Below are 22,151 nucleotides of genomic sequence, written 5' to 3' on the forward strand. Positions count from 1 at the left end.
TAGGTTTTAATTACATCATTGGTAGCAAATTACTTTTTCTTAAAGGTGGCTACCTTAATCATATCTGACAACATCTTACCGGGGCGAAAGAGAATGTGAGCAGACTTCACTTTGGCTCCCGTAACATCTTCTTCTTTTTCTGACGGACTCCCCGTAATTCCCATCTGAAGCGTAAAGTGCTCTCCCACGCGTACTATTTTCCCTTCAGATAAATCGTGCGTTACTTTAGTCAAAACCGTTTCAAGTACTGCCAGAATATCTGCTTTTGATACCGTTGAAACCGACGAAGCATACATAGCCAAGTCGCTGAGGTTTATTTCGCCATCTCCCACAGCTTGCGGATACCACTTAGTAGGTTCTGTTGGTTTTTGTGGGTTTCTTTTCTGAACTGCTTTAATTTTAATTGCCATAATCAACTTTCTTTTTAAATTAAATAAAATGAGTTTTTGTTTTCTGTCTCATCGGATTTATAAATGAGATACAGGACAAAGTTATACAATTAAAATGATAAAAACCAATATTTTAACAAATGTTTAATAGTGTTTCTTCTTTCTATTCTGATAAATCCTACTTTGAAAGAAAATGACTTTCCATTGCTAAATAAAAGAATGAAAAATCATCTTCTTAAAAACCCAAAGGAAGACATATGAAAAACATCAGGAGCTTTTTAGCAAAACATCAGGAGCTTTTCTTAAAAAGATGCTGAGCTTTTTGGTAAAACATCAGGAACTATCAGAGGAAAGGGCATTAGAGAGAGAATGAGAGGTAAGTAAATGGAAATGAGGGTAATTTGCGCCATATCTCGGTGGTTTGCATTGAGGGATAAAGTGCAGAAAGCGTGGATTTGTGCAGAAGTTCCGTTACCAAATCGTTAGTCCATTCTCCGAATGGTAACGAAGAGGCAGGAGAAGGTAACCGACAGAAGAGTATTCGGTAACTCACCTTTCCGTCGTTACGGTACTTATGCTTTGTACCACAATGTTTTGCGTAGCTGAAAACGCTTCGGTAACGGGTAACTTTGCCCATAAAAAAGAAGCGTATGCAAACAGACAAATTCAAGGTGTTGCTCTACCTCAAAAAGAGCGGATTGGACAAATCGGGGCAAGCTCCGATAATGGGGCGTATAACCTATGGGCGAACCATCGCCCAATTCAGTTGTAAACTCTCGTGCGACCCGAAGTTGTGGAATGCTCGTGAGAGCAGGTTGAACGGCAAAAGCCGTGAAGCGGTGGCAACGAATGGCAAGTTGGAACGCTTGCTTCTCTCGGTGCAGTCGGCTTATCGACTCCTTTGCGAGCGAGGTGCAGTCTTTACGGCAACTGACATCAAGGAGCAGTTTCAAGGAAGTATGCAAAGCCAGACAACCTTCTTGGAGCGATACGACCGAATGGTCAAGGAGATGGAGCAAAAGGTGGGTATAGAAATAAAGGCGACGACTTTAAACAGTTACTACACTACTCGTAAGCATCTGCAAGCCTTTATCTGTGAGAAGTACCACACGACAGATATTTCTTTCGGACAGATAGAGGAAGATTTCTTGGAATGCTTGCAACATTATTCTGTTGGGAAGCTGGGGCATTCGCAAGGTCATTATCGTAAGATGGCTTTGGCGGTGAAGAAAGTCTGCCGCTTGGCGTATCGTGAGGGCTTGACAGAGCGACAACTATTCGCTCACGTAGAGATAGAACGAGGAGAGAACAAACAACCTCGTGCGTTGGACAGAGCTTCATTGGATAAGTTGCAAGCCTTGATTTTTGAACCGCATGAAATAGAGTTGGAGACTGCTCACAATCTCTTTCTCTTTTCTTGCTTTACGGGGGTCGCCTATTGCGATATGGTCGCCCTTGGTCGGGAGCATCTCTTTACGGACGATGAGGGGGCGTTGTGGCTGAAGTTCCGCAGACAAAAGACCGATACGCTTTGTCGTGTAAAGCTCTTGCCTGAAGCCGTACACTTGATAGAGCATTTTCAATCTGACGAACGAAACACGCTCTTTGCTCCCATTGCCTATTCGGCTTATCTTACCCAAATCAAAGCCTTACAACTTCGGGCTGGCATTTCTATTCCCCTTTCGGCACATGTCGGGAGGCACACCTTTGCCACGCTAATAACATTGGAGCGAGGTGTTCCCATCGAGACGGTCAGCCGAATGCTGGGGCATAGCAACATCCAAACGACCGAACGATACGCCCACGTCACCCCGAAAAAGCTCTTCGATGAGTTCGAGCGATTTCTCTCTTTCACCGAAAACTTAACCTTAACTCTATAAGCCTTATGCGTAGTACATTCAAAATTCTATTCTATATCAATAAGAATAAAACGAAAGCAGACGGCACAACAGCCATCCTTTGTCGTATTACTATTGATGGTTCAAACGTGGTAATAACCACAGGCGAAAGCATTGTTCCCCACGGTTGGTGTGCGAAGCGAGGAGAAACAACGGACAAGAAAACCAATCAACGCCTGAAAAACTTTCGGGAAGAAATCGAACAAGGTTACAATACTTTGCTCTACAAATATGGAGCAGTGAGTGCCGAGCTTCTGAAGAACTACTTACAAGGCATCGGACGGAATCCAACGACACTTCTTGCCCTTAGTACAGAGGAACTCAATGCCCAAAGAGAAAGCAAGAGTAAGGGAACGTATAGCAACAATCGAAGTTCCGATAAACAGCTCAATGCTTTTGTGCGAAATCGTGGCGAAGAGGATATTTCTCTAACGGCTCTAACGATAGAGTTCTTTGATGATTATCGCTTCCATTTGAAGAAGGAAGGCTATGCCCCTGCAACGATAAACAGGCATTTGTGCTGGTTGAGTCGGTTGATGTATCGAGCCGTTGGTCAAGGGACTATCCGCTTCAATCCATTTGAGGGGATGAAGTATGAAGCCGTGGAGAATAAACCTCGTTTCCTAGGCAAAGGAGATATAGTTAAGCTCTTGGCATTCCCATTGCAAGACGAAGGAGCGGAACTAAGCCGAAGAATGTTTCTTTTCTCCGTCTTTACGGGTTTGGCATTTGCCGACTTACAGAGTTTGAGAGCTTCGCAAATCGAAACGAACAGCGATGGGAAACGATATATCCGCAAGGCACGCCAAAAGACAGAAGTCGAGAGCCTGACACCATTGCATCCGATAGCGGAGCAGATACTTTCTCTCTACACAAAGGAGAAAAGCAAAGGAGACTACAAGATATTCCCCGATACTGTGAGCAAAGGTAAGCTGTCTTCTCACCTTAAAACCGTTGGCTTGGCGTGTGGCATTCGTACTCCGCTGACTTGGCATATGGCAAGACATAGCTTCGGTACGCTGACTTTGGAGGCAGGTATCCCGATAGAAAGCATTGCCAAGATGATGGGACATTCGTCCATTGCCAGCACGCAAATCTATGCTCAAATCACTGACCAAAAGATTGCAAGAGATATGGAGAGGTTGATGTAACGATAGGTGTAGTATACAATAGAAAAAGAGCCTGAGCTCTAGGCTCTTTTGATGAGACTTCATAAGTCACGACATAGGGTTATGTGTGTGAAAAATATTTGAGCTCTATACCCTATGCTTGTTTGGGGCATACATCTATCAAGAATAAACTTCTTGACTGATTTTTGCGTTTAGTTCCTTCGTAATATCAATGCTTGTCCATTTTGTAAACATGTATTTCTGCTCTTTCATATAATTAACAATCTGCTGTCCTTCTGCTCTTGAAACACCTACAGCTTGAAGAAATTTTATTCTCTTACTCGGATAAATATAAGGACAAGCAGCCATATCTAGTGCAAATATAATATATTCAGCAGATATATATCTTCTATTAGCAGGTATTTCATTTATCTTTTTCAGAGCGTGGTCAACAATAAGATTCTTTAGATCTATAAACTGTTTCACATTACCGAAGTAATATACCAGAATTGTAACTGCTAACATATTCAACTTCGGGAATGTTTTTATCGTTCTATCGTTGTTATACCTTATTCTAAGATATCGTTCTATTTCAAGTAGGGACAAATGGTATTTGCTATTCATACTGCGTAGTATGATTAAGAAATATAATGTTTCTAGCTGGACATTGTCATCCATGGGGGCTGTTTGTAGTACTACGCTTATTTCATCTCGCATCTTCTTGAACACTATCTCACGAGTGTATTCGGTAAAACGATGAACTATTGATTTATTCTTGCCTACCCTCAAACTATAATTATTGTCCAAATAAATCAAAATAATATTTAGAATTTGCATTACCTTGAGAGTCGTGTTAATACGTTTGCTGTTCGCATAGAGGAAGAAAACTGCATCAAGAATATTAAAAAGGTATTTCGACAAAACCTTTTCAAGTTGTCTTCTTTTCTTTTCTACTTGTGGATATAAATCCCTTAAATTCAAATCAACTGCCGATAAGCACAGGACTTTATAGTATCCATCAAGCTTTTTCAGGTTTCTCTCTAGTCGAATGGCTAAGCGAGCCATTGTGTAGTTGAGGACATCTTTAGCTTCTACATTATTGGCAGATACAATAGCCTTAAATCGTTTATTGAAATCAGTTGCATTTAAGCGAAAATAAATATCAGTAGTTAAACAACTGAGCGTTTTTTCACGATCAATCTTTAGAAGTTGCTCCTCTGCTTCCATTGATGTGTCCTGTTCTGTTTCTTCTATTTCTTCTTCAATAGATTGCTCAGATTCAGGTTCGTTGGTATATAGTTTGATAGTATCATTGAGTAAACTGTCTATCGCAATTTTTGTTTTTGTTATATCTGTAACAAAAGGACGTTCAAGAGTCTTACTCTTTTCTTGACTAAGACTCAACTTAAACTCTTTTAGATACATTTGAAATAGCTGTTCGGCATCAACCTTAACAGCTTCGCTATTGTAGAAAAAGAAATAATCATCCACATAGCGATAACATTCATAATCCACTTTGTTTCGGTAACCTTTTTCATATAATTGCTGCTCTACCATTTGATCAACATGTTGCATAATAACTTCTGCAAATATGCGTGAACACTCTGGTCCAATGACTATGCCATTTGTTTCGTTATAGTTCATCTCTTGCATCATCTTATCCCATAATGCACCAACGGATCCATCACACTTACCTTCAAATGTGTCTTTATATATGTCCACACCACCACTAATTGCCCAAGCTATTGAATGCGTATATATACTGTCGAAGCAGTTCTGTACATCCATCTTTAGTAGATGAGAGAACTTCTTTTCAGCACGCTGATATCTATAATCTTCATAGAATTTATAGATATTAGTGTATTGTTTATAGCTAAAGAATGTTTTTAGATTCTCATATTCGTTGAAGTACATTTCCATTTTATCTGTTTTCTTTCCCATAAGCACGTGATGGAGCCGATCTTTATAATAAAAATAACAAGCTACTTTATTGGGGTATCTTATGGAAAAATTACTTTTAGAACAGAGATATATGATGGTATCCTTATATCTGTTGTATAAATCAACCACTTTAATTTGATTGGCAGGATGTATCAATGAAAGATATCTATGTTTCAGAGGTTTGTGCTGTATGCTATATACGAATGGAATACGTTTGAGGTCATGTGTTCTGAGCTCCAAAGAGTTCCTACCTTCGAATTCAGAAATCTTTCGGCAAAAGATTATAGCCAACACACCCAATATACCTTTGTCGTCTGTTCTATTCCAATGTAATGTATCTTGCCCTTCTCTACCTATTTCTATCCAGATACCATTACGCACTAGAAATCGATAAAAGTAACGATTACTAAAAATCAATGGAAGTTCGTATGGTAGTACATCCGAGAATACTACTCGTTCTTTCTTGTAGCGAAGTCTGATTTTCTTTCTTCTCATAACCATTTCTTTATTTCCTGAATACGCTGAATACTGAAGGAAAACATTTTACGTTCTCTCCATCTATGATTGAAATCTATGCTTGATATACGCTTAACGAGCTTAGCCTTTACTTTTGCGTAATCTTTTAATCCCGCATAAGGTTCTATGGGGTGCTCTTTTAGGTATGTTGTAAGTTCATCAAGATCTTCCTTGCGATCCAGCAAATCATTACTATAGAACAAGCCAACCTTTACGCTATTCTTCGATTTGAATAGTTTGAAATTACCAGTAAGAATATTCAATGAGTCAAATAGATCACAATATGCTTGCTTAATATTGTACTTGCAGAGAGTTTCAAAATGGTCTATTGCATGATCAATTTTTTTATGGTATCGCTCCTTCTTTTTATCTGAAAGCCCATACGAAACTGACAGTTTTTTTGCGGTTCGATTCATGTACAAACAGTATCCTAGATAGTTCATAGGGTTTTCGACATAATTGTCTTTGGTAAAATCCATAATGCGACACTTGCCGGATCTATCTCCAGATGGTTTCAAAGATAAACCATAAGTTTGGAAAAAAGCTGTCATATCGGCATAATACTGGTCTATAGAAGATTCAATAGGCAATGAGGAAAGAATGATAAAAATATCATCAACATACCTTGCATAGAACATCACCTCCTTTCGAGAAGATATTTTAGCGTCAATATCCCTCATATATAACTCACTTAAGTATGAACTGATCCCTATACCACGAGGTACTCCTCGTGATGGAGAAGCGAATTCATGACCTTTGATTTTCTCATATTCTCCCAATATACCTTTAATAAACGCTTTAGATTTATTAGATAGTAAGGTGTTGTCAAATATCATCGGCATTAGTTTGTCATGAGGTATAGACTCATAGAAACTTGAGATATCTGTTCGAATAACATAAACTGGAATATCAGAATTCAAAAAAGTCTTGATGTTTGCCAATATGCTATGTCGGTTAGCCTGCTTTACCTTGAAGGTTTGTCGAATATTATATTGAAGTTGCTTAATGGCAAATAGATATGCGTGAGATGTCACATCTAACGTATAAACTTCTTTGTTGTCATCGGCAACAAATTTATTCAAAGAAAACTTAAAGCCATGAGCATTTACTTGTTTGTCGATAGTTTCCAAATAAATGCGTAATACATCCTTTTTTTGCTCTATAAGGTTCTTTAATTCGACTTTTTTTATTTCAAGTTCTAATGCTTCCTCCTGTGTTCTGTCTTTTTTCTGCCTAAGAACTGACACCGCTTTCTTTAGCTCCTCAGATCTTGCTAAAACATCACGATACTCTTCAGGCATAGTCTGTATGTCTATATTGCCTTTACGACTCTCAAGGCAATAAATGGTTTCAAAATTATGTGCAGAAAAAGATTGATCAAGCATGTTGTTATTCTATAGCAAAGTTGAATTTCTATTTTAATAATTTTGTTGCAAGTTTGTAGGTAAACATAATTCGAGGATTAGATAAGTCCCATTGCTCCACTTCTTGCCGTATCAAGTCTGAATGTTTCTTGCTTATATCCCTTAAAGCGTTTCCAACAGATTTACGAAGATATTCGCTTTCGTGTCCTTTGTGCTTAGCGATTAGAGCAATAGCAACTAATGGGTTTTCTTTGAAGAACGGGCGACTTGTCCAAATTCTCAACCCCTCCGTTACAGCACGGATAACATTCGGTTTGTTATCATTCAACCATTCTTCAATGAGAGGTAAAGATGCTTCATACCCCCTGTGTTTGCAAACTTCATCAAAAGCCTTTGCAAGCATTTCCTGCACTCTCCAATTCTCATCGGTGCTTATTCGCTTTTTCAGAAGACAAAGTGCGTTATTATCTTCTGTTGCCAATCTGCCCAAGATTGTTGTTGCCAACATTCGTGCTTGATAGGCTTCGTGTTCAAACAAAGTGAGTGCAAGTTCAAAACATTGTTCTTTCGGGTGTGTGGAAACAACCTCGCCAGCTCCATCAATAATATGCTGAAACCCATGTTCAATTTGCTGTATCTTATTCAAGATATTGTCTATTCCCATTGTCATAAATCCTTTCTAAGGTAAATCATATCTACGAGTTGTATATCTCGTTCGAAAATTGGATGGTCGTAATTGTCAGTGAAGAAATTCTCTATCCGATGAGACTTTTCAAAACCACAGCCTTCATAAAACGATAGGATTGCAGGAACTTCACCAGTACCGACAAGCATTGCCCTATAGTCTTTTTTGTAGAAATCGGAAATATAATCTATCAATCTTCTACCGTAACCTTTACCCTGATATTGCTCGTATGTCGCTATGTTCTTCAATTCACAGGTATCACTGCTTACAGGCACTACAACGCAAATGCTTTTCAAGTCATCGTCGTATAAGGCAAACAAGTCTCCACACGACAAATACTTGTCAATCATATTTTCCTGTTCGTCCGCTAACAGCAATAAATCAAGAAATTGTTTCTTGTTTTTGGTAACTCGTTCTATTTTCATGATGTCTGTTACGTTGAGGAACTACCTATGTCGTTCTTGATTAGTTGGCGCATACTTTCGTTGAAACTTTCTCGCTCGGTGCGGAGAACTCCAAAGAACTCTCTATCTGTTTGCTCCACTGCAACTACTGCTTTTTGTACAAGGTCTAAGGCTTTTCGAGTGAGGGTTATTTCTTTGGCTCGCGTATCCGTTCTATGCTCTCTTCTCTCTATCAGTCCTTTTGATTGTAGTGTGCGCAAAACCTTAGAGACCATCATACGATCGGTTTTACTTTGATTTGCAATATCAATCTGTGTTACGATATTACCATTTTGAGAAAGCGAAGCAGCGGTTGCCAATAGCACGAATTGCGTGTGTGTCAAATCCAATAAATCCAATGATTGCTTTATGCGACGCTGCCAAAGTGTTGTAACCTGCCAAAGCAGAAACCCCGAACTATCTTCTGCCTTTTCGGCTCCAAAAACAATGTCTGTCTTATTCATAGTGTCTTGGCTATGTTTATTTGTTTTACAACATCTTTTGGAATTGAATTGAACAGATTTTGGGCAATAAGTTTCACCCACAAGAAACTCAACACTCCTTTTACCGTGATAGTATATGAAATTCTCAACCCATCAGAGGTTTCCTCAAACAAATGCTCGTGATAAATTTTTGCCAAAGGAAAAGAGGAAACCGTGATAAACATTTTTTTCTCTATTATTTCTGAAATGACAATCTTTATCTTCGGACCTCCCTTAGGTTTCAATAGAATGTGACTACCTTGTTCAAACGATCCATTCAATTGGGCATATTCCACCCCGCTATCCCATGTATGCCAGCCATTGACATCAGCAAATAGCTTCCACATTTGTTCTCTTGCAACTTCGTTCGTTGTAATAGAATACGTTTTTGACCACATATTTAAATTGTCTTATGTTCTGAATATTTCAGGAAATGAATGAACCGAAAAAATCGACGTTTCGCATCCCTATTCTTTCTATCTTCATGTGAGAAATCGTTTTGTAGCCACAAAGATAATATACCCGACAACAATAATCAAAGAATATAGAGCAATTTTGTCATAAAGAGTTTCATCTCCGATAATTCTCTTGCAGTAATCGGTTGATGTCGGAGAGGCGATAGAGGATTTTCCCTGCAATTTGGGTGTAGGGAATAATGCCCTTGTCGCGATAATCCTGCAAGGTGCGGGGGCTGACGAAAAGCCGTTCGCACACTTCTCTCCCCGTGAGATAGATTTCTCCTCCGAACAGCGGACGATGCGTTTGGGCAATCTCCCGAATACGTTTGCTTACTTCTTGAATGCCCGAAATGAGTTGTTTCATTTCGGGCGTTTCTTTATTTATGATTTCGTGTTCCATAGTCATTGTATTTTTCGGTTCGACTTTTCGAGGAGTGCTTCCACATCCTCACGTTTGTAGTAGCACTTATGCCCGATTTGAATGAAGGGCAATACGGAAGTATCCCGATAATGCTGGAGCGTCCGTTTGCTGATGTTGAGTATTCGGCACACGTCCCCATTGTGCAACAGATCAGGGACTTCGGGCTTCGTGCCGAAATTCTCTCTCATACAAAGAGCCAGTTCTTCGATGCTCTTTTTCAGTTCCTCCCAAGCGGAGGAGTCGATGGCTGTAAATCTCATATCAATATCGTTTTAATTGTTGTTATTTCCTCTTTTTGATGCAAATGTATGCAGTCGAAATCCTTGTTCCCAGACCTGATGAAAGCAAGGGAAATAGCAGGAACTTGCAGGCAAATGTATAAGTAAAACCTATCTGTTTTCAGAAGGGATTCCCTGCCATTTCTCTCTGTTCCCCCGAATTCCTTTCGAGGGAAAAAATCCTGTTTCGATGCGAAAATAACGAACCGACATATACTGTTTACCCCATTCCTGTTAAGTGGATACTTCTGGCGTCGAAATGGTATGAAGTGGCTCTCCTGCCAATGAAAATAGACGCTCCTCTCCCGTCCGAAGAAAAAGGATGCAGACGTTGGCAATCCGATGAAGTCGCTTTCCGAATCGTTCTCCTCGCTGTTCTCTCCTTGTGAGCCTTTTCGTCCCGATTTCCCCTGTTTGTGTCGCCCATTCTCGGAGCATTTCTCTGTACCTCGAAGCAACAGACACACTAACCTTTGGACTCTGTGCTCGCCTCTGTAACTTGGTTTCAGCATCCCATTTCGGGTGAAAGTTCAAAACCAAGCAAACAGAAGAAGAACGAACAATGAAAAAAGAAGAGAAGGACAGCCCCTCCAAGAACGCCCAAATAGAAGAGTTCCTTTCGGCTCGCTACGAGTTTCGGTACAACACCGTATTACACCGAGCGGAGTACCGTCCACGAGGAACGGACGATTACACAGCCATAGACCGCTACCGTATCAATACCCTTAAACGTGCGTTGGACAAAGAAGCCGATGTACAGACCTCGCCCGAGAATCTGTATAGTATCATCGAAAGCGATTTCTCCCCACGTGTTAATCCTGTACAAACCTATTTCCAAGCGTTACCACTGACGAAAGGAAATGCGGAAGCTATCACCGCCCTTGCCGACTGCGTGAGCGTAACCAATCCCGAGAAGTGGAGGGAATACCTCACCAAGTGGCTGGTTGCAGTGGTCGCCAACGCAATGGACGACAAGCAATGTCGTAACCATACCTGCCTTGTGCTGACAGGTGAGCAGGGAAAATTCAAAACCACGTTCCTAGACCTGCTCTGCCCTCCGTCTCTCTCCGATTACCGCTATACGGGAAAGATATATCCACAGGAGAAGGACGTGTTGAGTCTTATCGGGCAAAATCTCATTATCAACATTGACGACCAACTCAAGGCCCTCAACAAGCGGGACGAGAACGAACTGAAGAACCTCATTACCTGTCCGCAGGTGAAGTACCGTATGCCTTACGAGAAGCATATCGAGGAGCGACCCCACTTGGCGAGTTTCGTGGCTTCGGTCAATGGCAACGATTTCCTCACCGACCCGACAGGAAGTAGACGCTTCCTGCCCTTTGAAGTGCTGGCAATAGATATAGACCGAGCCAAGAGCATTCCGATGGATGCCGTTTACAGCGAAGCCAAGACCCTATTGAATGAAGGGTTTCGCTATTGGTTCAATGATGAAGAGATTATTGAATTGCATAGAAACAGCGAAGCCTTCCAAGTCTATACGACAGAGATGGAACTGTTGCTCCGCTATTTCACCTTTCCCACGGAGGCAGAGACGGCAACAAAACGCTTCTATATGACCAATTCGGAGATAGTGGGTTACCTCTCCTGCTATACCCGACAGCAGCTCTCTCCCAAACGGATGGGGGAAGCCTTGCGAAAGGCCGGTTATACGAGAGAGTGTCGCAGGATAAACGGCAATCCCGTGTATGTCTATGCCGTCCGTAAGGTTTACCCAGAGCAACCGCCATAGCACACTATCCCCCCTTATAATATTCCTTTCTCTTTTCTTTCCTATTCTCCTTACTACGTTACTACAACTAAGGATAATACGGTGAAAGAGAAAGGATTGCAGGAGGAATCCATCTTGCAACACGGCTTACTACCACCTTTCTACGCTTCTACGGCAGAAGGAATAAGGAAAAGCGTAGACAGGAGACGTAGAAGGATAAAACCGAATGAAGTGTTACACTTTTCTCTTTCACTGTCAATTACTTATCCGAGTGTCGAAGGGTAGTAAGAAGAAAAGGGGAAAATTCCAAAAAGAGAAAACAGAGCGAATAATGAGATAACGAACAAATGAATAACCCAAATCCAATAATAACAGCAATGAATAACGAATATTATGACCTACAATACATCAAGGCGATACCGATAGCCGACTATCTGCACGCTTGCGGCATCGAGCCTGCCAAGCTTTATAACGGCTATGCCCTTTATCACGCACCTTACCGAGAAGACCCCAATGCCAGCCTGAAAGTGGACTTTCGGCAAAACTTGTGGCACGACTATGGGACAAGCCAAGGTGGAAGCATCATAGACCTTGTGATGCGGATGCGTGGATGCAGTGCCTACGAAGCAATGGCGCATCTTGCCGAAAGGAAAGCGATAACCCTCGCTTCCTCTTCCTTTCATCGTGAAACTCACACAGGACAGATAAGAGGTGAACAGCGACCAAGTAATGTAAGGCGTATTCTCTTCATCAGCGAAGAGTTGCCCCTGTATCTGCAAAACTATCTTCGAGAGGTACGCAGGATAGACCTTGCCGTGGCAAGTCCTTATCTCCGTCATATTCGCTACGAAGTAGGAGGACGAGAGTATTCTGCCATCGGCTTTGCCAATCGTGCAGGAGGATATGAACTCCGAGACGACAAGACATTCAAGGGCACAATCGCTCCAAAGGATATTTCTCTGATTGCAGGAGAAGCGAACAATGCTCCTCACTGCATCTTTGAGGGCTTTATGGATTTCCTTTCCCTTCTCACGATGAAAGGAAAAGAAATCGCTCCCTGCCTTGTACTGAACTCGGTCAGTAATCTTTCACGAGCCATTGCCTATCTCCACGAGAAAGGTATCGATTCCGTTCAAGCTTTCTTCGATAACGACCAAGCTGGACGACAAGCCCTACATTCTTTACAATCGGCAGGTATCAACGTGGAGGATATGAGCCGACACTATTCCCGATACAAAGACCTCAATGAGTACCACGTTGCCCAAAGAACAGGGCAAAAACAGGTGATACCACCTCGCAAACGAGGACTTAGACGATAAGGCAAAAGAGAGCAAACAACATTATTCTATCATCAGGTATTCAAAGATGCAGGAAATAAAATGTATGCGAATAAACGGCTTTGTTTCGATAGCTACGGCAGTTCCTCAGAACAGCAAGTTTGCAGAGCCAAACTTAGAAACAAAGCGTGCAGGCATTCACAGAATGCAACGTAACAAGAAAGAAGTACGAGCAGGGCGGAGCGGACATTTCAAGAAATGCCATAGCTCATTAGGGTATTTTCTTCACGCTGCACTCCGTTATCGCTAAAAATACCCTTCTGAGCCAAGGGAGTCCGCCCCTTTGGATACCCCTTAAAACAAACTTCAAACAATGGGCTACGCCGTATTACATATAGACAAGGCGAGAAGCAACGACTCGGGAAATACCGCTCATATAGCGCGGACATATACCCCGAGTAACGTCGATCCTTCTCGCACACACCTGAACAGGGAATTGGTGCAATTCCCTGCAAATGTGACCAACCGTAGCGAAGCGATAGAGCATCGCATCGCCACAGCCGGTATCTACCGAAAGGTAGCAAAGAACCAAGTCAAAGCCCTGCGCTTTATTCTGTCGAGTTCTCCTGAGGACATGGCTCGTATAGAGCAGGAAGGACGCCTGTACGAGTGGTGTGATGAATCGATGGATTGGCTTCGCTCCACTTTCGGGGCGGACAACGTGGTCGCTGCCACGCTGCACGCAGATGAGGAAACGCCCCATATTCACGCCACGGTCGTCCCCATTGTTACGGGTGAAAGACGGAAAGCCAAGGAGGAAGCCGAGAACGGCAAGCGGAAGTATAAGACGAAGAAGAACAAGGTACGGCTTTGTGCCGATGATGTGCTTACGCCAAAGAAACTGGAGCAGTATCAGACGGACTATGCCAAGCGAGTGCAACGGTTCGGGTTGGAACGGGGCGTACACGGCTCGGTAGCCAAGCACCGCACCACGATGGAGTATTACAAGGAAATTCTCAAATCCACGAAAGAGAAGGAAGCTCAAAAGGCGGAACTCACAGCCAAGATAAAGGAGCTGGAGAAGCAGGCAGGCAAGCTCCGAATGAAAGGCACGCTGTACTCCCTCTTTGGCAACTCTGAACTCGACAAGGCAGAGAAGCGTATTGCAGACTTGGAACAGGAAGCCGAACGGCAACAGTATCTTTCGGAAAAGGAGAAGAATGAAATCCGAAAGGAAGTCGTTCTCTTGAAGGACACGGTCAAGGGAAGGGACAGAGCCATTGCCGAATTGAAAGAAACCGTGCAGATTTACGAGGAAGAGCGGAATTGGATAAAACGTTTCTTCAGTGGCTTCTACCAGCTTTTGAATATCCGTCTGATGCTCAGAAAGATGAACTTCTCTGATGATAGGATAGCGGAGATGTATCGCACGGAAGCACCCCAGCGAGGTACGACTAAAGCCTACTCGGGACTATACAAGAGAGAGTTTACGGAAGAGGACAGCGAAATCCGTATCATCAAGGATGAGAAGAAACGACCGCTCCTCACCATCAACGGGCTTCCCATTACCAATTGGTGCGAACAGAAATGGAAACAGCTTATCAACCGCAACCGTTCGCAACGGCTGTAATTGCTTTTTTCTTTCACTGACAAGAAGAAAAACAAGAAAAGACGCTCACTTTCCCTCGAAAATATGTACCTTTGCAAGTAGTAAAAGTGAGCGTTCTTTGGCTATTCAAAACAATGTGCTTCAATGCACTCCGCTCATTTCTAAATCGTTACCTACCCATCTATCCCTAAATGGTAACACTCTATTCTTCAACAAGATAGCTCGCTAATGAAAAATCTTGGTGGAGCTTTTTTATGATACATATAAATCATTCATTCATAAGTTATTGTGAAGATGGTTTTTCTCTTGTTGTCTTTCTGAAAATTTGCACTTATAAATTTATAAAATTAATAAAATATCTTACTTATCACCTCCTTTTGAAAACATTCTTTTGATAATGAGTTGTATTTCAAAGATGCTGCTCATTGTATAAAGTCCTATTGAATGTTTCAAATGTTTGTTATCGGGAGGAGTATCGATGGCACTTGCAATTAATGTAACTTGTCCTGCGGGGTCGGGTAAATATTTTAGTCCGCTGATGCTAAACTTACTGATTTTTGTTGTTCCGTCACTATATTCTTCGCCGATAGTTCTTGTGTTTTTCAGTTCATCAAGCGTCGGAACTTTATCAAAGGTCTTTTCGTAGAACTCCACAACGGGGCTTTGATTAATGCCTGTATCCGTATGAATATAAGCAATGTAAAAGATATTTTCCAACTCTATGGCGATGATATCTTTCGGACGATAGAAAGTAACGGACTCAGGCAATGCGGGGCGTCGCTTCAATGGTGCGGGCGGGTTTTTTAAAAGTTCCTTGATTTGTGGTGTTTTCCTCGCGAAGTCATCGCTTAAAACAACGTCTTTGTTGAGTGAATCAATCGCATCAAAAGCCTGAGCCGTAATTTTTGGGTCGCTAAAACCATACTTGTGCAAAAGCGTAGCCATCGCAACAAGCGTTTTGTTTCTGTAATGCTTTTTATCCTTTTCTGCGGAAGGTTTCAAAGCACAATCCCAACGTAATAGAAATTTGGGCATAAGGCTTTCCAATTGCTTCTGTGGCGTTTCATTAGAAGAAGCGGCTATTTCCCACCAAACAAGCCGAGCTAAGTCGTCATCCATCGCTTCTACTAAGTGTTTTGCTACTAATTTGTCTAAAATTTGTGAATGTTTCATATCTGTGTTTATTATGTGTTTTTAGTTATTTTCTGCGGAAGTTTCTTTTAAAAAATCAGAAAGTTTGTACTGTTTGCTATTGGGATAGGCGTCATTCCAATCCGAAGTAAAGTCGGAAAGCGTATTGCAATTTCCTGAATAAGTACCGAGTTTCCGATGATTTTCTGCTATGGGAAGCGAACCGAGAAGCTGAAATTCCTCTTGAAACTTCATTAGTTTTTTGTGAGTTACGAATCGGTTTTTATCAAAACCTAAGCCTTTTCGGGCAAAAACATACTGACCTTTCAGAAAATCCAACGTAGGAACATATTCAGAGGTATAGTTGATTTCGGTAAATACATAGTAACATTGCCCGCAATCGTGATAAACATCTACCAGAATGGTAAAGCCAAATTGCCCGTCAGGTAGTTTTATTGCGAATACTTCATCTTGTTGAAACAGGAAATTGCTTACTTTGGTGTAGTTCTTACTTTTGCGGGGTTTTGGGTTCGGCTGACTGATTTTTTCCCAAAAGGTATTGAGTGTTTTCTGACGTTTGGCGTGTGCATCTTTGGAAAATTCGTGCCATTTTGGGTCGGCTCCACGTTCGATGATGGTTTTAGCTCGGTTTAAAAGTTCTTCTGAAAGCTGCCCGATTTCCCACATTGTCTGTGCGTAAGAGGTTGTCCATATTTCGGTTTCAATGGAATTATCGGTAGCTTCTTTGCCCCATCTCTCTATTTCCGAAATGACTTCTTCCAAAGGTTCGTTGTAATCGTACGCTTCCATAATTGCATTACGAATATCGTGTGCCAAATCACTATCAATGATTTTAATTCCGTCTATTGCCATAATTTTGAAAATTTTAAGTGTCAAGAATGCAAAAATACTTTATGTTTTTAATAAATGGATAAATGCTTTACAATTATTTATCAAAAGAAATTTGCTTTTCCAAACGTCAGAAAAGTTTACATAAAGCAAAAGGTTTAAAGCGTACGCTTTAAACCTTTTGTTATTTTGCTTTGTTTTTATTTCAACCAGTCATAGCCTTTTTCCTCAAGTTCGAGGGCGAGTTCTTTTCCGCCGGACTTCACGATTTTTCCGTCGTGAAGCACGTGAACGAAATCAGGAACGATATAATCCAACAAACGTTGGTAGTGCGTGATGACAATCACTGCGTTGTCTTTACTTTTTAGTTTGTTTACTCCGTTTGCCACGATACGAAGTGCGTCGATATCCAACCCGGAGTCTGTTTCGTCCAAGATGGCTACTTTCGGTTCAAGCATTGCCATTTGGAAGATTTCGTTACGTTTCTTTTCTCCCCCCGAAAAACCTTCGTTAAGCGAACGAGACAAGAAATCTTTGTTAATTTCCAAAAGTTCGGCTTTCTCACGGATTTTCTTAAGCAACTCTGCAGCGGGCATTTCCTCTTCGCCACGGGCTTTGCGAGCCTCGTTTACCGCAGTTTTTATGAAGTTTGTTACCGAAATTCCGGGGATTTCCACCGGATACTGAAAGGACATAAAGATTCCCTTGTGGGCTCTTTCTTCGGGAGCGTCTTCCAAGATGCTTTCTCCTTCCAAAACGATGTCGCCCTCAGTTACTTCAAAGGCTTCATTCCCGGAAATCACTGCCGAAAGCGTGGATTTTCCTGCTCCGTTAGGTCCCATAATGGCGTGAACCTCACCTGCTTTTACCGTAAGATTGATTCCTTTTAAAATTTCTTTATCCTCAACCGAGGCGTGTAAGTTTTTTATCTCTAACATTTTATCTATATTTTAAAATTTATTACTTGATTTGTTTTTCTGCTGATTTTTCTATTTTTTCAGATGGATATTTATTTCGTCCTTTTAGCTGAACTGCCAATGCTTAAAGCGTAATTTCTACGGCAACAGGAAAAAGCCTTTCGGGGTCAAAGAACAACGAGCAACTGTTTATCAGATGCTTCATATCGGGTTGTACAATGCCTTTAAAAACTTGTTTGTTGTTTACCACAACAGTAACTTCCTTGCTTAAATCTACTAATTGAGGGTTCAAATATAGTGTAAATTTTCCTTTTGATGCGGGAGTATGTGTTTTTTCATATTTGGTAAACAAATTCCAATGCTGACTTTTTTCGACACCTCGATAAGTAACCGTATCAACTTGAATGTTCACTGTATTGCCTTTGATTTCCATTGTGTAACGTGTACGGTCGGCGGGGCGTTCTTGCACTGCAATGTTATAAAATCCTTTTCGGTAGATGCCGTCCATCTCAAAGTCTTCCCAAACTACTTTTTTCGGGTGCGGATTACGCGTATGTTGTTTCAGCCAAGGCGTGGTAGGGGAGTAGTCAATCCCGTGTCCTGCGTGAGGTATGAGTTCAATAAAGTGAACATACCCCTGAGGGTCTGCTTGTTGATGTTTTTCAAATTCTTCTTTCGTATATCGGGTAAATAAATCCCGATGAAAGCCGTAATCTTGAGCTCCTGTTCGGAGTGAAAAAGCAATGTTTCGGCAATTTTCAACGGGAGCGTTGATAAGTGGCTCGCCTCCTGCCATAGGTCCCGCACCTGCCAAGTAATCTGCATAGAACGATGCTAAACGCTGACTGCCATAACCGCCTTCTGAAATTCCGAAGAAATATACTTTGTTGGCATCAATCTCTCCTGAAAGAAAAGCCAAACGAAGTAGTTTTTCCCAAGCGAATTGTTTTGCCTTTTGCCACCAACGATACAGTTCTCCCGTATTGGGTATCTGCGGAATAAAGTAAGCCGACGGAGCATCTTCAAAACGTTGCCCTAAAGCGATTCCACTTGCCCATTCCTGATGTTTATTTCCCGAACCGTGCAAGTAAAGAAAAAGCGGAAATCCGTTAGTTGGTTTCGTTCCTTTTGAACCAAAATAGTAAGGCATCACGGCATTTCTTTCCAAGCTTTCAGGAAGTTTCCATTGAGAGGAAGTTCTCGTATTCAACGGATTTAATGCCCCTAACTTCTCTTCAGAAAAACTTTGGTTGGCTTCTTTCCACGCCTGCCATATTTCTTGTTGAGCAGTCTCTATTTCAGTAAGCGACAATTCTTTCCCTTCTTGGAAAAGCGTCGTTTTACCTGATAAATGTTCTGTGAAAAATTCTTTGACCTTTTCTTTGGATATATTTTCTTTTGGGGTTTCTTGCTCCGATTGAGGGACTTCTTTCCCATCGGTAGAATCAGAATTATCCTTTTTGGTGCAAGATGTACCCACCAAAGTCCAAAGTATGATAAATAAAAATACTTGTTTCATAAATGGTTAAGTTTTAAAATCCTCCTTTGAAGGAGGTGTCCGAAGGACGGAGGATGTTTTCTTAGATTTACATCCCCCTACCCCCTTTAAAAGGGTGAATTACAACGACAAATTATTTTAAGTTAGCAATACGTCCCCGTACGAATGCCTTTTATCCCACTTCAAAATGTTTCAATGTCTGCACGGATACGATATAGCTAACATACTTTAAATTGTCGAGTTTTAAAATCCTCCTTTGAAGGAGGTGTCCGAAGGACGGAGGATGTTTTCTTAGATTTACATCCCCCTACCCCCCCCTTGAAAGGGGGAATTACAGTGATAAATTATTTTAGGTTAATAACACATCCCTACAGGAAAAACACAATGTAAAGGCGAATGATGATTCGCCCCTACATTCTTTTGCTTTGTACCACGTTGCGGATTTACCTTTTATCCTCAATACCGAATTCTCGCCACTGACTTTGCTGATAATCCATCTTGGCTCTTTTCCGAGCAACCGATTGTTTGTCGGTAAGCAGCTTTAATTGTTTTTCAAACTCCTCGGTTTTCGATTTTAAATCGGCTTTGAGCTTCTCTTGCTCGCTGTTTAAGGTTTCAACCTTGTTTTTTAAGGCTTCCAACTCATCGATAAAAGCCTCGTCAATCCCTGCGGGCAGATTATCCTTGTGATTTCTAAGCCCATCAATCATTAACTTTACGGATTTGATGTTTTCTGCATACGATTTCCTTGCCATAGTAATTCAAGTTTTAAGGGTTAAACGATAATAGACGACAAAATGAGTTTATCTCATTACAAAGATAAACTTTTTATTATATCCCAAACTCGCTCTCCAATGAGTTGTTTTGTGGGAATGGTCTGACTTAATTTGTTCAATGTTTCCGCTTTTTCTTTATAGATTGTATGGGATAAAATTTTTGAAACTTTTTTCCTAATGTATGTTGCTTTCCAATTCCAATATGAAATTCTTTCTGCCATCCCAAATTCGGACAAATGCTCTAAGTTGATTTGCTGTTCAGGTTGAGTAGCAATGCCTACTAACGGCGTTCCGCTTGTTATGGCAGTCTGTAAAGTTCCTTGCCCACCGTGACAAATTACCACATCTGCCTTTTCATTAATCTCTTTAGCATTGACAAACTGATTTGTTATATAAACATTTGAGTTTTTCACATATTTTTTAGCTTCCTCAAGGTTGCAAATGGCAGGAGGGGACAGAATAATAGCACTCCATTGTTTTGCCTCTCCCTCATTGAACACTTTTATCACTTCAATAAGATGATGTTTATCTCCTGATGTGCCTAACGTGCAAAAAACTTTCTTTCTTTTATTGTCTGCCGAAAGCCATTTTATTATTTCGGGGTCGTTATTTTTTTTAGAAATCGTTTCCGAATAAATAGCTCCTGTAAACAAGAAATTTCTCTCATAATTCTCTTTCTTATAGAAGAAAGGAAAATCGTTTATTAAATAATTTTCAGAGCGAAGCATATCGAATGTTCCTCTCAAAGGTTGGCTTTTGTCCCATCCCAAATCAAAAGCGGCTTGTGCAATCACGCTGTGTTTTAGAGCAGGATTTTTTAGCATCATTTTTCGTGGAATGGATTTTATCACGAATTTCTGCAACCACTTTGGAAGTCGTGCCATTGGCAATTCATCAGGAAAAGCCTTTATTTCATCAAGATAGTTCTCAGTTAAAGGCAGAGGCAAAAAAGCAATACTTGGAATGTGTGGTGTAACCATTCGTTTTGCAATTCCCGCAATAGGATAAAATCCGTGTAAAACTATATCGGGTTTTAGCCTTTTATAAATTGCTATTTCGCTTTCAAGATATTCCTTAGCTACATCATAATCACCGATTAATTCTCCAAATCTCGTTTTAAAATCATCGTGAAAATTCGCAAACTTAGCTTTCGGTTCAATGTTACAAATTTCAAAACCTTCCTCTCTTGCTATTTTCTCAAAAGGGCTACTATGCGACAAGAATATAATTTCAGCTTGATAATCGTTTGGCTGATACTTTTTTATAATTTTAGCCATTTCAAGAGCTCGAGTAGCTTCTCCTCCATTTTGGAAAATAGTGGATATTATTATTTTAACTTTTTTTTCCATAGCGAAAGATGATTTATATTTTATTAAACTTTTTAGCCTTTACATTTCACCTACCTCTTGGCTATTCCATTAAATTACAAGCAAATATCGAGCCAAACTTCACTTATTATCAGCTTTTTATCAGTCTATTTATTCACGATTTTGTTTTTTGCTAAATGAATTCCATTCGGATACACATACAAATAAAGAACGTTATAAAAATTTAAAATCTTATCGATTTTCATTATACAATTTTCAACAATTCCAAAGGAGAATGAATGATAAAATCAGGATTTTCCTTCATTAAAATAGCTTCGGAGTGGCTTCCCCAAGTAACAGCACAGGTGGAAACCCTTGCCGAACGTCCCATTTGAAGGTCGAAAATAGCATCGCCTACCATTAGTGTGCTTTCTTTTTCGATTTTATACGTGTTCAAAATATATTCTATACCTTCGGGGTGCGGTTTGTAGTTAGAAACCTTGTCCGACCCGATGATTTCTCTAAAAAACAGATGCAAATTCAGTAAAATCAGGTTGCGTTGCAGTACATTTGTCTTTTTACTTGAAAGCACAAAGCAGTTTTTACTTCGCACTTGCAGTTCCGATAAAAGCGACACAATATCCGGAAAAGCAACTAAATGACTTTCTTCATATTCTTTATAGTACTTCCGAAAAGTAATGATAAGCGACTGTAATTCCGCATCGGATAGTGTGCTGTCAGCCATCTCTTGAAACGATTTCTCAATGGGGATTCCCATATAGTAGTTGATTGTACTTTCCGACGGCACGGAAAATCCCTTTTCTTCAAAGGCTTTTTGTGTAGCCATTACGCCACATCTTTGGGAATCGGCTAATGTTCCGTCAAAATCAAAGATTATCGTATCAAACACCTGATTTTTGTCTTGCTTCATCTTAAAATATATTGTTGTCGGTACATTTTTAACGCATTACTGAAATGAAACGCATTGTATGATGTTGTTCTGTGTAATGTTTGGGCGTATTGCAATACGCCCCTACGGGGAAACGTCTTATCCCTGATGAAAAATATTTG

The 22,151-nt window shown here is 40.7% G+C and carries 25 protein-coding genes; 6 read left to right on the plus strand and 19 right to left on the minus strand.

Annotation, left to right across the window (positions count from 1 at the left end):
• Positions 1-29 precede the first annotated feature (29 nt).
• Positions 30-410, minus strand: coding sequence for an HU family DNA-binding protein (locus GN105_RS06310; protein ID WP_155284569.1), 381 nt, complete (start codon positions 408-410; stop codon positions 30-32).
• Between the two features lie 337 nt (positions 411-747).
• Entirely contained in the window at positions 748-1,026 is a 279-nt protein-coding gene (locus tag GN105_RS06315; protein WP_155284570.1) for a hypothetical protein, read from the minus strand.
• Positions 1,027-1,039: 13 nt separating this feature from the next.
• Here GN105_RS06315 and GN105_RS06320 point away from each other — a divergent pair, with 13 nt between their 5' ends.
• The gene (locus tag GN105_RS06320; RefSeq protein ID WP_155284571.1) at positions 1,040-2,269 is read left to right on the plus strand and encodes a site-specific integrase; all 1,230 of its coding nucleotides are present in this window, start codon (positions 1,040-1,042) and stop codon (positions 2,267-2,269) included.
• A gap of 5 nt (positions 2,270-2,274) precedes the next feature.
• Positions 2,275-3,438, plus strand: a complete 1,164-nt coding sequence (locus tag GN105_RS06325) for a site-specific integrase (protein WP_095896425.1) — start codon at positions 2,275-2,277, stop codon at positions 3,436-3,438.
• Positions 3,439-3,576: 138 nt separating this feature from the next.
• Here the strand turns inward: GN105_RS06325 and drt3b are convergent, their stop codons facing one another.
• The 9 genes from drt3b to GN105_RS06370 all read right to left on the minus strand — a co-directional run bounded on the left by drt3b (position 3,577) and on the right by GN105_RS06370 (position 10,518).
• Positions 3,577-5,832: an antiviral reverse transcriptase Drt3b gene (gene drt3b / locus GN105_RS06330; RefSeq protein ID WP_173014974.1), complete on the minus strand. Its 2,256-nt coding sequence runs from the start codon at positions 5,830-5,832 to the stop codon at positions 3,577-3,579.
• The gene (gene drt3a / locus GN105_RS06335) at positions 5,829-7,238 is read right to left on the minus strand and encodes an antiviral reverse transcriptase Drt3a (RefSeq protein WP_155284573.1); all 1,410 of its coding nucleotides are present in this window, start codon (positions 7,236-7,238) and stop codon (positions 5,829-5,831) included. The genes drt3b and drt3a overlap by 4 nt, the downstream gene beginning before the upstream one ends.
• A 28-nt stretch (positions 7,239-7,266) precedes the next feature.
• Entirely contained in the window at positions 7,267-7,881 is a 615-nt protein-coding gene (locus GN105_RS06340; RefSeq protein WP_095897182.1) for a DNA alkylation repair protein, read from the minus strand.
• Positions 7,882-7,883: 2 nt separating this feature from the next.
• Positions 7,884-8,327, minus strand: coding sequence for a GNAT family N-acetyltransferase (locus tag GN105_RS06345; protein ID WP_078737567.1), 444 nt, complete (start codon positions 8,325-8,327; stop codon positions 7,884-7,886).
• A gap of 8 nt (positions 8,328-8,335) precedes the next feature.
• The gene (locus GN105_RS06350; protein ID WP_095896428.1) at positions 8,336-8,809 is read right to left on the minus strand and encodes a MarR family winged helix-turn-helix transcriptional regulator; all 474 of its coding nucleotides are present in this window, start codon (positions 8,807-8,809) and stop codon (positions 8,336-8,338) included.
• Positions 8,806-9,225, minus strand: coding sequence for an SRPBCC family protein (locus GN105_RS06355; protein WP_095896429.1), 420 nt, complete (start codon positions 9,223-9,225; stop codon positions 8,806-8,808). The genes GN105_RS06350 and GN105_RS06355 overlap by 4 nt, the downstream gene beginning before the upstream one ends.
• 172 nt (positions 9,226-9,397) lie before the next feature.
• Positions 9,398-9,691: a helix-turn-helix domain-containing protein gene (locus GN105_RS06360; RefSeq protein ID WP_227978806.1), complete on the minus strand. Its 294-nt coding sequence runs from the start codon at positions 9,689-9,691 to the stop codon at positions 9,398-9,400.
• A complete protein-coding gene (locus tag GN105_RS12965) occupies positions 9,688-9,828 on the minus strand; it encodes a helix-turn-helix domain-containing protein (protein WP_227977415.1) in 141 nt (46 codons plus the stop codon). The genes GN105_RS06360 and GN105_RS12965 overlap by 4 nt, the downstream gene beginning before the upstream one ends.
• 390 nt (positions 9,829-10,218) lie before the next feature.
• The gene (locus tag GN105_RS06370; RefSeq protein WP_155284574.1) at positions 10,219-10,518 is read right to left on the minus strand and encodes a hypothetical protein; all 300 of its coding nucleotides are present in this window, start codon (positions 10,516-10,518) and stop codon (positions 10,219-10,221) included.
• 28 nt (positions 10,519-10,546) lie between these two features.
• Here GN105_RS06370 and GN105_RS06375 point away from each other — a divergent pair, with 28 nt between their 5' ends.
• Positions 10,547-11,737, plus strand: a complete 1,191-nt coding sequence (locus tag GN105_RS06375) for a virulence-associated E family protein (protein ID WP_155284575.1) — start codon at positions 10,547-10,549, stop codon at positions 11,735-11,737.
• A 387-nt stretch (positions 11,738-12,124) separates the two neighbouring features.
• Here the strand turns inward: GN105_RS06375 and GN105_RS12970 are convergent, their stop codons facing one another.
• On the minus strand, positions 12,125-12,283 hold the full coding sequence (locus GN105_RS12970) for a hypothetical protein (protein WP_227978807.1): 159 nt from the start codon (positions 12,281-12,283) through the stop codon (positions 12,125-12,127).
• Positions 12,284-12,345: 62 nt separating this feature from the next.
• On the opposite strand from GN105_RS12970, the gene GN105_RS06380 reads away from it, so the two are divergent.
• The 3 genes from GN105_RS06380 to mobV all read left to right on the plus strand — a co-directional run bounded on the left by GN105_RS06380 (position 12,346) and on the right by mobV (position 14,623).
• Positions 12,346-13,035: a toprim domain-containing protein gene (locus GN105_RS06380; protein ID WP_227978808.1), complete on the plus strand. Its 690-nt coding sequence runs from the start codon at positions 12,346-12,348 to the stop codon at positions 13,033-13,035.
• A gap of 64 nt (positions 13,036-13,099) precedes the next feature.
• Positions 13,100-13,303 carry a hypothetical protein gene (locus GN105_RS06385; RefSeq protein ID WP_078736415.1) on the plus strand — a complete coding sequence of 68 codons (204 nt, stop codon included), beginning with the start codon at positions 13,100-13,102 and terminating at the stop codon, positions 13,301-13,303.
• A 63-nt stretch (positions 13,304-13,366) separates the two neighbouring features.
• Positions 13,367-14,623 carry a MobV family relaxase gene (mobV, locus tag GN105_RS06390; RefSeq protein ID WP_155284577.1) on the plus strand — a complete coding sequence of 419 codons (1,257 nt, stop codon included), beginning with the start codon at positions 13,367-13,369 and terminating at the stop codon, positions 14,621-14,623.
• A gap of 339 nt (positions 14,624-14,962) precedes the next feature.
• Here the strand turns inward: mobV and GN105_RS06395 are convergent, their stop codons facing one another.
• The 7 genes from GN105_RS06395 to GN105_RS06425 form a co-directional block, all read right to left on the minus strand.
• On the minus strand, positions 14,963-15,775 hold the full coding sequence (locus GN105_RS06395) for a hypothetical protein (RefSeq protein WP_155284578.1): 813 nt from the start codon (positions 15,773-15,775) through the stop codon (positions 14,963-14,965).
• A 21-nt stretch (positions 15,776-15,796) separates the two neighbouring features.
• Positions 15,797-16,606, minus strand: coding sequence for a hypothetical protein (locus tag GN105_RS06400; protein WP_155284579.1), 810 nt, complete (start codon positions 16,604-16,606; stop codon positions 15,797-15,799).
• Between the two features lie 176 nt (positions 16,607-16,782).
• Positions 16,783-17,520, minus strand: a complete 738-nt coding sequence (gene sufC / locus GN105_RS06405; RefSeq protein WP_155284580.1) for a Fe-S cluster assembly ATPase SufC — start codon at positions 17,518-17,520, stop codon at positions 16,783-16,785.
• A 103-nt stretch (positions 17,521-17,623) separates the two neighbouring features.
• A complete protein-coding gene (locus GN105_RS06410; protein WP_155284581.1) occupies positions 17,624-19,018 on the minus strand; it encodes a carboxylesterase family protein in 1,395 nt (464 codons plus the stop codon).
• A gap of 422 nt (positions 19,019-19,440) precedes the next feature.
• Positions 19,441-19,752 carry a membrane-binding protein gene (locus GN105_RS06415; RefSeq protein WP_155284582.1) on the minus strand — a complete coding sequence of 104 codons (312 nt, stop codon included), beginning with the start codon at positions 19,750-19,752 and terminating at the stop codon, positions 19,441-19,443.
• 56 nt (positions 19,753-19,808) lie between these two features.
• Positions 19,809-21,122 carry a glycosyltransferase gene (locus GN105_RS06420; RefSeq protein ID WP_155284583.1) on the minus strand — a complete coding sequence of 438 codons (1,314 nt, stop codon included), beginning with the start codon at positions 21,120-21,122 and terminating at the stop codon, positions 19,809-19,811.
• Between the two features lie 223 nt (positions 21,123-21,345).
• On the minus strand, positions 21,346-22,011 hold the full coding sequence (locus GN105_RS06425; RefSeq protein WP_227977412.1) for an HAD family hydrolase: 666 nt from the start codon (positions 22,009-22,011) through the stop codon (positions 21,346-21,348).
• Positions 22,012-22,151: the final 140 nt, after the last annotated feature.

Source organism: Capnocytophaga felis, from assembly GCF_009684755.1.
GTDB lineage: Bacteria > Bacteroidota > Bacteroidia > Flavobacteriales > Flavobacteriaceae > Capnocytophaga > Capnocytophaga felis.

Coding starts and splice junctions, on each gene's coding strand:
- GN105_RS06410 (WP_155284581.1), bottom strand. CDS start 19,018: ATGAAACAAGTATTTTTATTTATCATACTTTGGACTTTGGTGGGTACA.
- GN105_RS06355 (WP_095896429.1), bottom strand. CDS start 9,225: ATGTGGTCAAAAACGTATTCTATTACAACGAACGAAGTTGCAAGAGAA.
- GN105_RS06400 (WP_155284579.1), bottom strand. CDS start 16,606: ATGGCAATAGACGGAATTAAAATCATTGATAGTGATTTGGCACACGAT.
- GN105_RS06310 (WP_155284569.1), bottom strand. CDS start 410: ATGGCAATTAAAATTAAAGCAGTTCAGAAAAGAAACCCACAAAAACCA.
- drt3a (WP_155284573.1), bottom strand. CDS start 7,238: ATGCTTGATCAATCTTTTTCTGCACATAATTTTGAAACCATTTATTGC.
- sufC (WP_155284580.1), bottom strand. CDS start 17,520: ATGTTAGAGATAAAAAACTTACACGCCTCGGTTGAGGATAAAGAAATT.
- GN105_RS06345 (WP_078737567.1), bottom strand. CDS start 8,327: ATGAAAATAGAACGAGTTACCAAAAACAAGAAACAATTTCTTGATTTA.
- GN105_RS06350 (WP_095896428.1), bottom strand. CDS start 8,809: ATGAATAAGACAGACATTGTTTTTGGAGCCGAAAAGGCAGAAGATAGT.
- GN105_RS06385 (WP_078736415.1), top strand. CDS start 13,100: ATGCGAATAAACGGCTTTGTTTCGATAGCTACGGCAGTTCCTCAGAAC.
- drt3b (WP_173014974.1), bottom strand. CDS start 5,832: ATGAGAAGAAAGAAAATCAGACTTCGCTACAAGAAAGAACGAGTAGTA.
- GN105_RS06395 (WP_155284578.1), bottom strand. CDS start 15,775: ATGAAACATTCACAAATTTTAGACAAATTAGTAGCAAAACACTTAGTA.
- GN105_RS06415 (WP_155284582.1), bottom strand. CDS start 19,752: ATGGCAAGGAAATCGTATGCAGAAAACATCAAATCCGTAAAGTTAATG.
- GN105_RS06425 (WP_227977412.1), bottom strand. CDS start 22,011: ATGAAGCAAGACAAAAATCAGGTGTTTGATACGATAATCTTTGATTTT.
- GN105_RS06380 (WP_227978808.1), top strand. CDS start 12,346: ATGGCGCATCTTGCCGAAAGGAAAGCGATAACCCTCGCTTCCTCTTCC.
- GN105_RS06360 (WP_227978806.1), bottom strand. CDS start 9,691: ATGACTATGGAACACGAAATCATAAATAAAGAAACGCCCGAAATGAAA.
- GN105_RS06320 (WP_155284571.1), top strand. CDS start 1,040: ATGCAAACAGACAAATTCAAGGTGTTGCTCTACCTCAAAAAGAGCGGA.
- GN105_RS06340 (WP_095897182.1), bottom strand. CDS start 7,881: ATGGGAATAGACAATATCTTGAATAAGATACAGCAAATTGAACATGGG.
- GN105_RS06325 (WP_095896425.1), top strand. CDS start 2,275: ATGCGTAGTACATTCAAAATTCTATTCTATATCAATAAGAATAAAACG.
- GN105_RS06420 (WP_155284583.1), bottom strand. CDS start 21,122: ATGGAAAAAAAAGTTAAAATAATAATATCCACTATTTTCCAAAATGGA.
- GN105_RS06315 (WP_155284570.1), bottom strand. CDS start 1,026: ATGGGCAAAGTTACCCGTTACCGAAGCGTTTTCAGCTACGCAAAACAT.
- GN105_RS06375 (WP_155284575.1), top strand. CDS start 10,547: ATGAAAAAAGAAGAGAAGGACAGCCCCTCCAAGAACGCCCAAATAGAA.
- mobV (WP_155284577.1), top strand. CDS start 13,367: ATGGGCTACGCCGTATTACATATAGACAAGGCGAGAAGCAACGACTCG.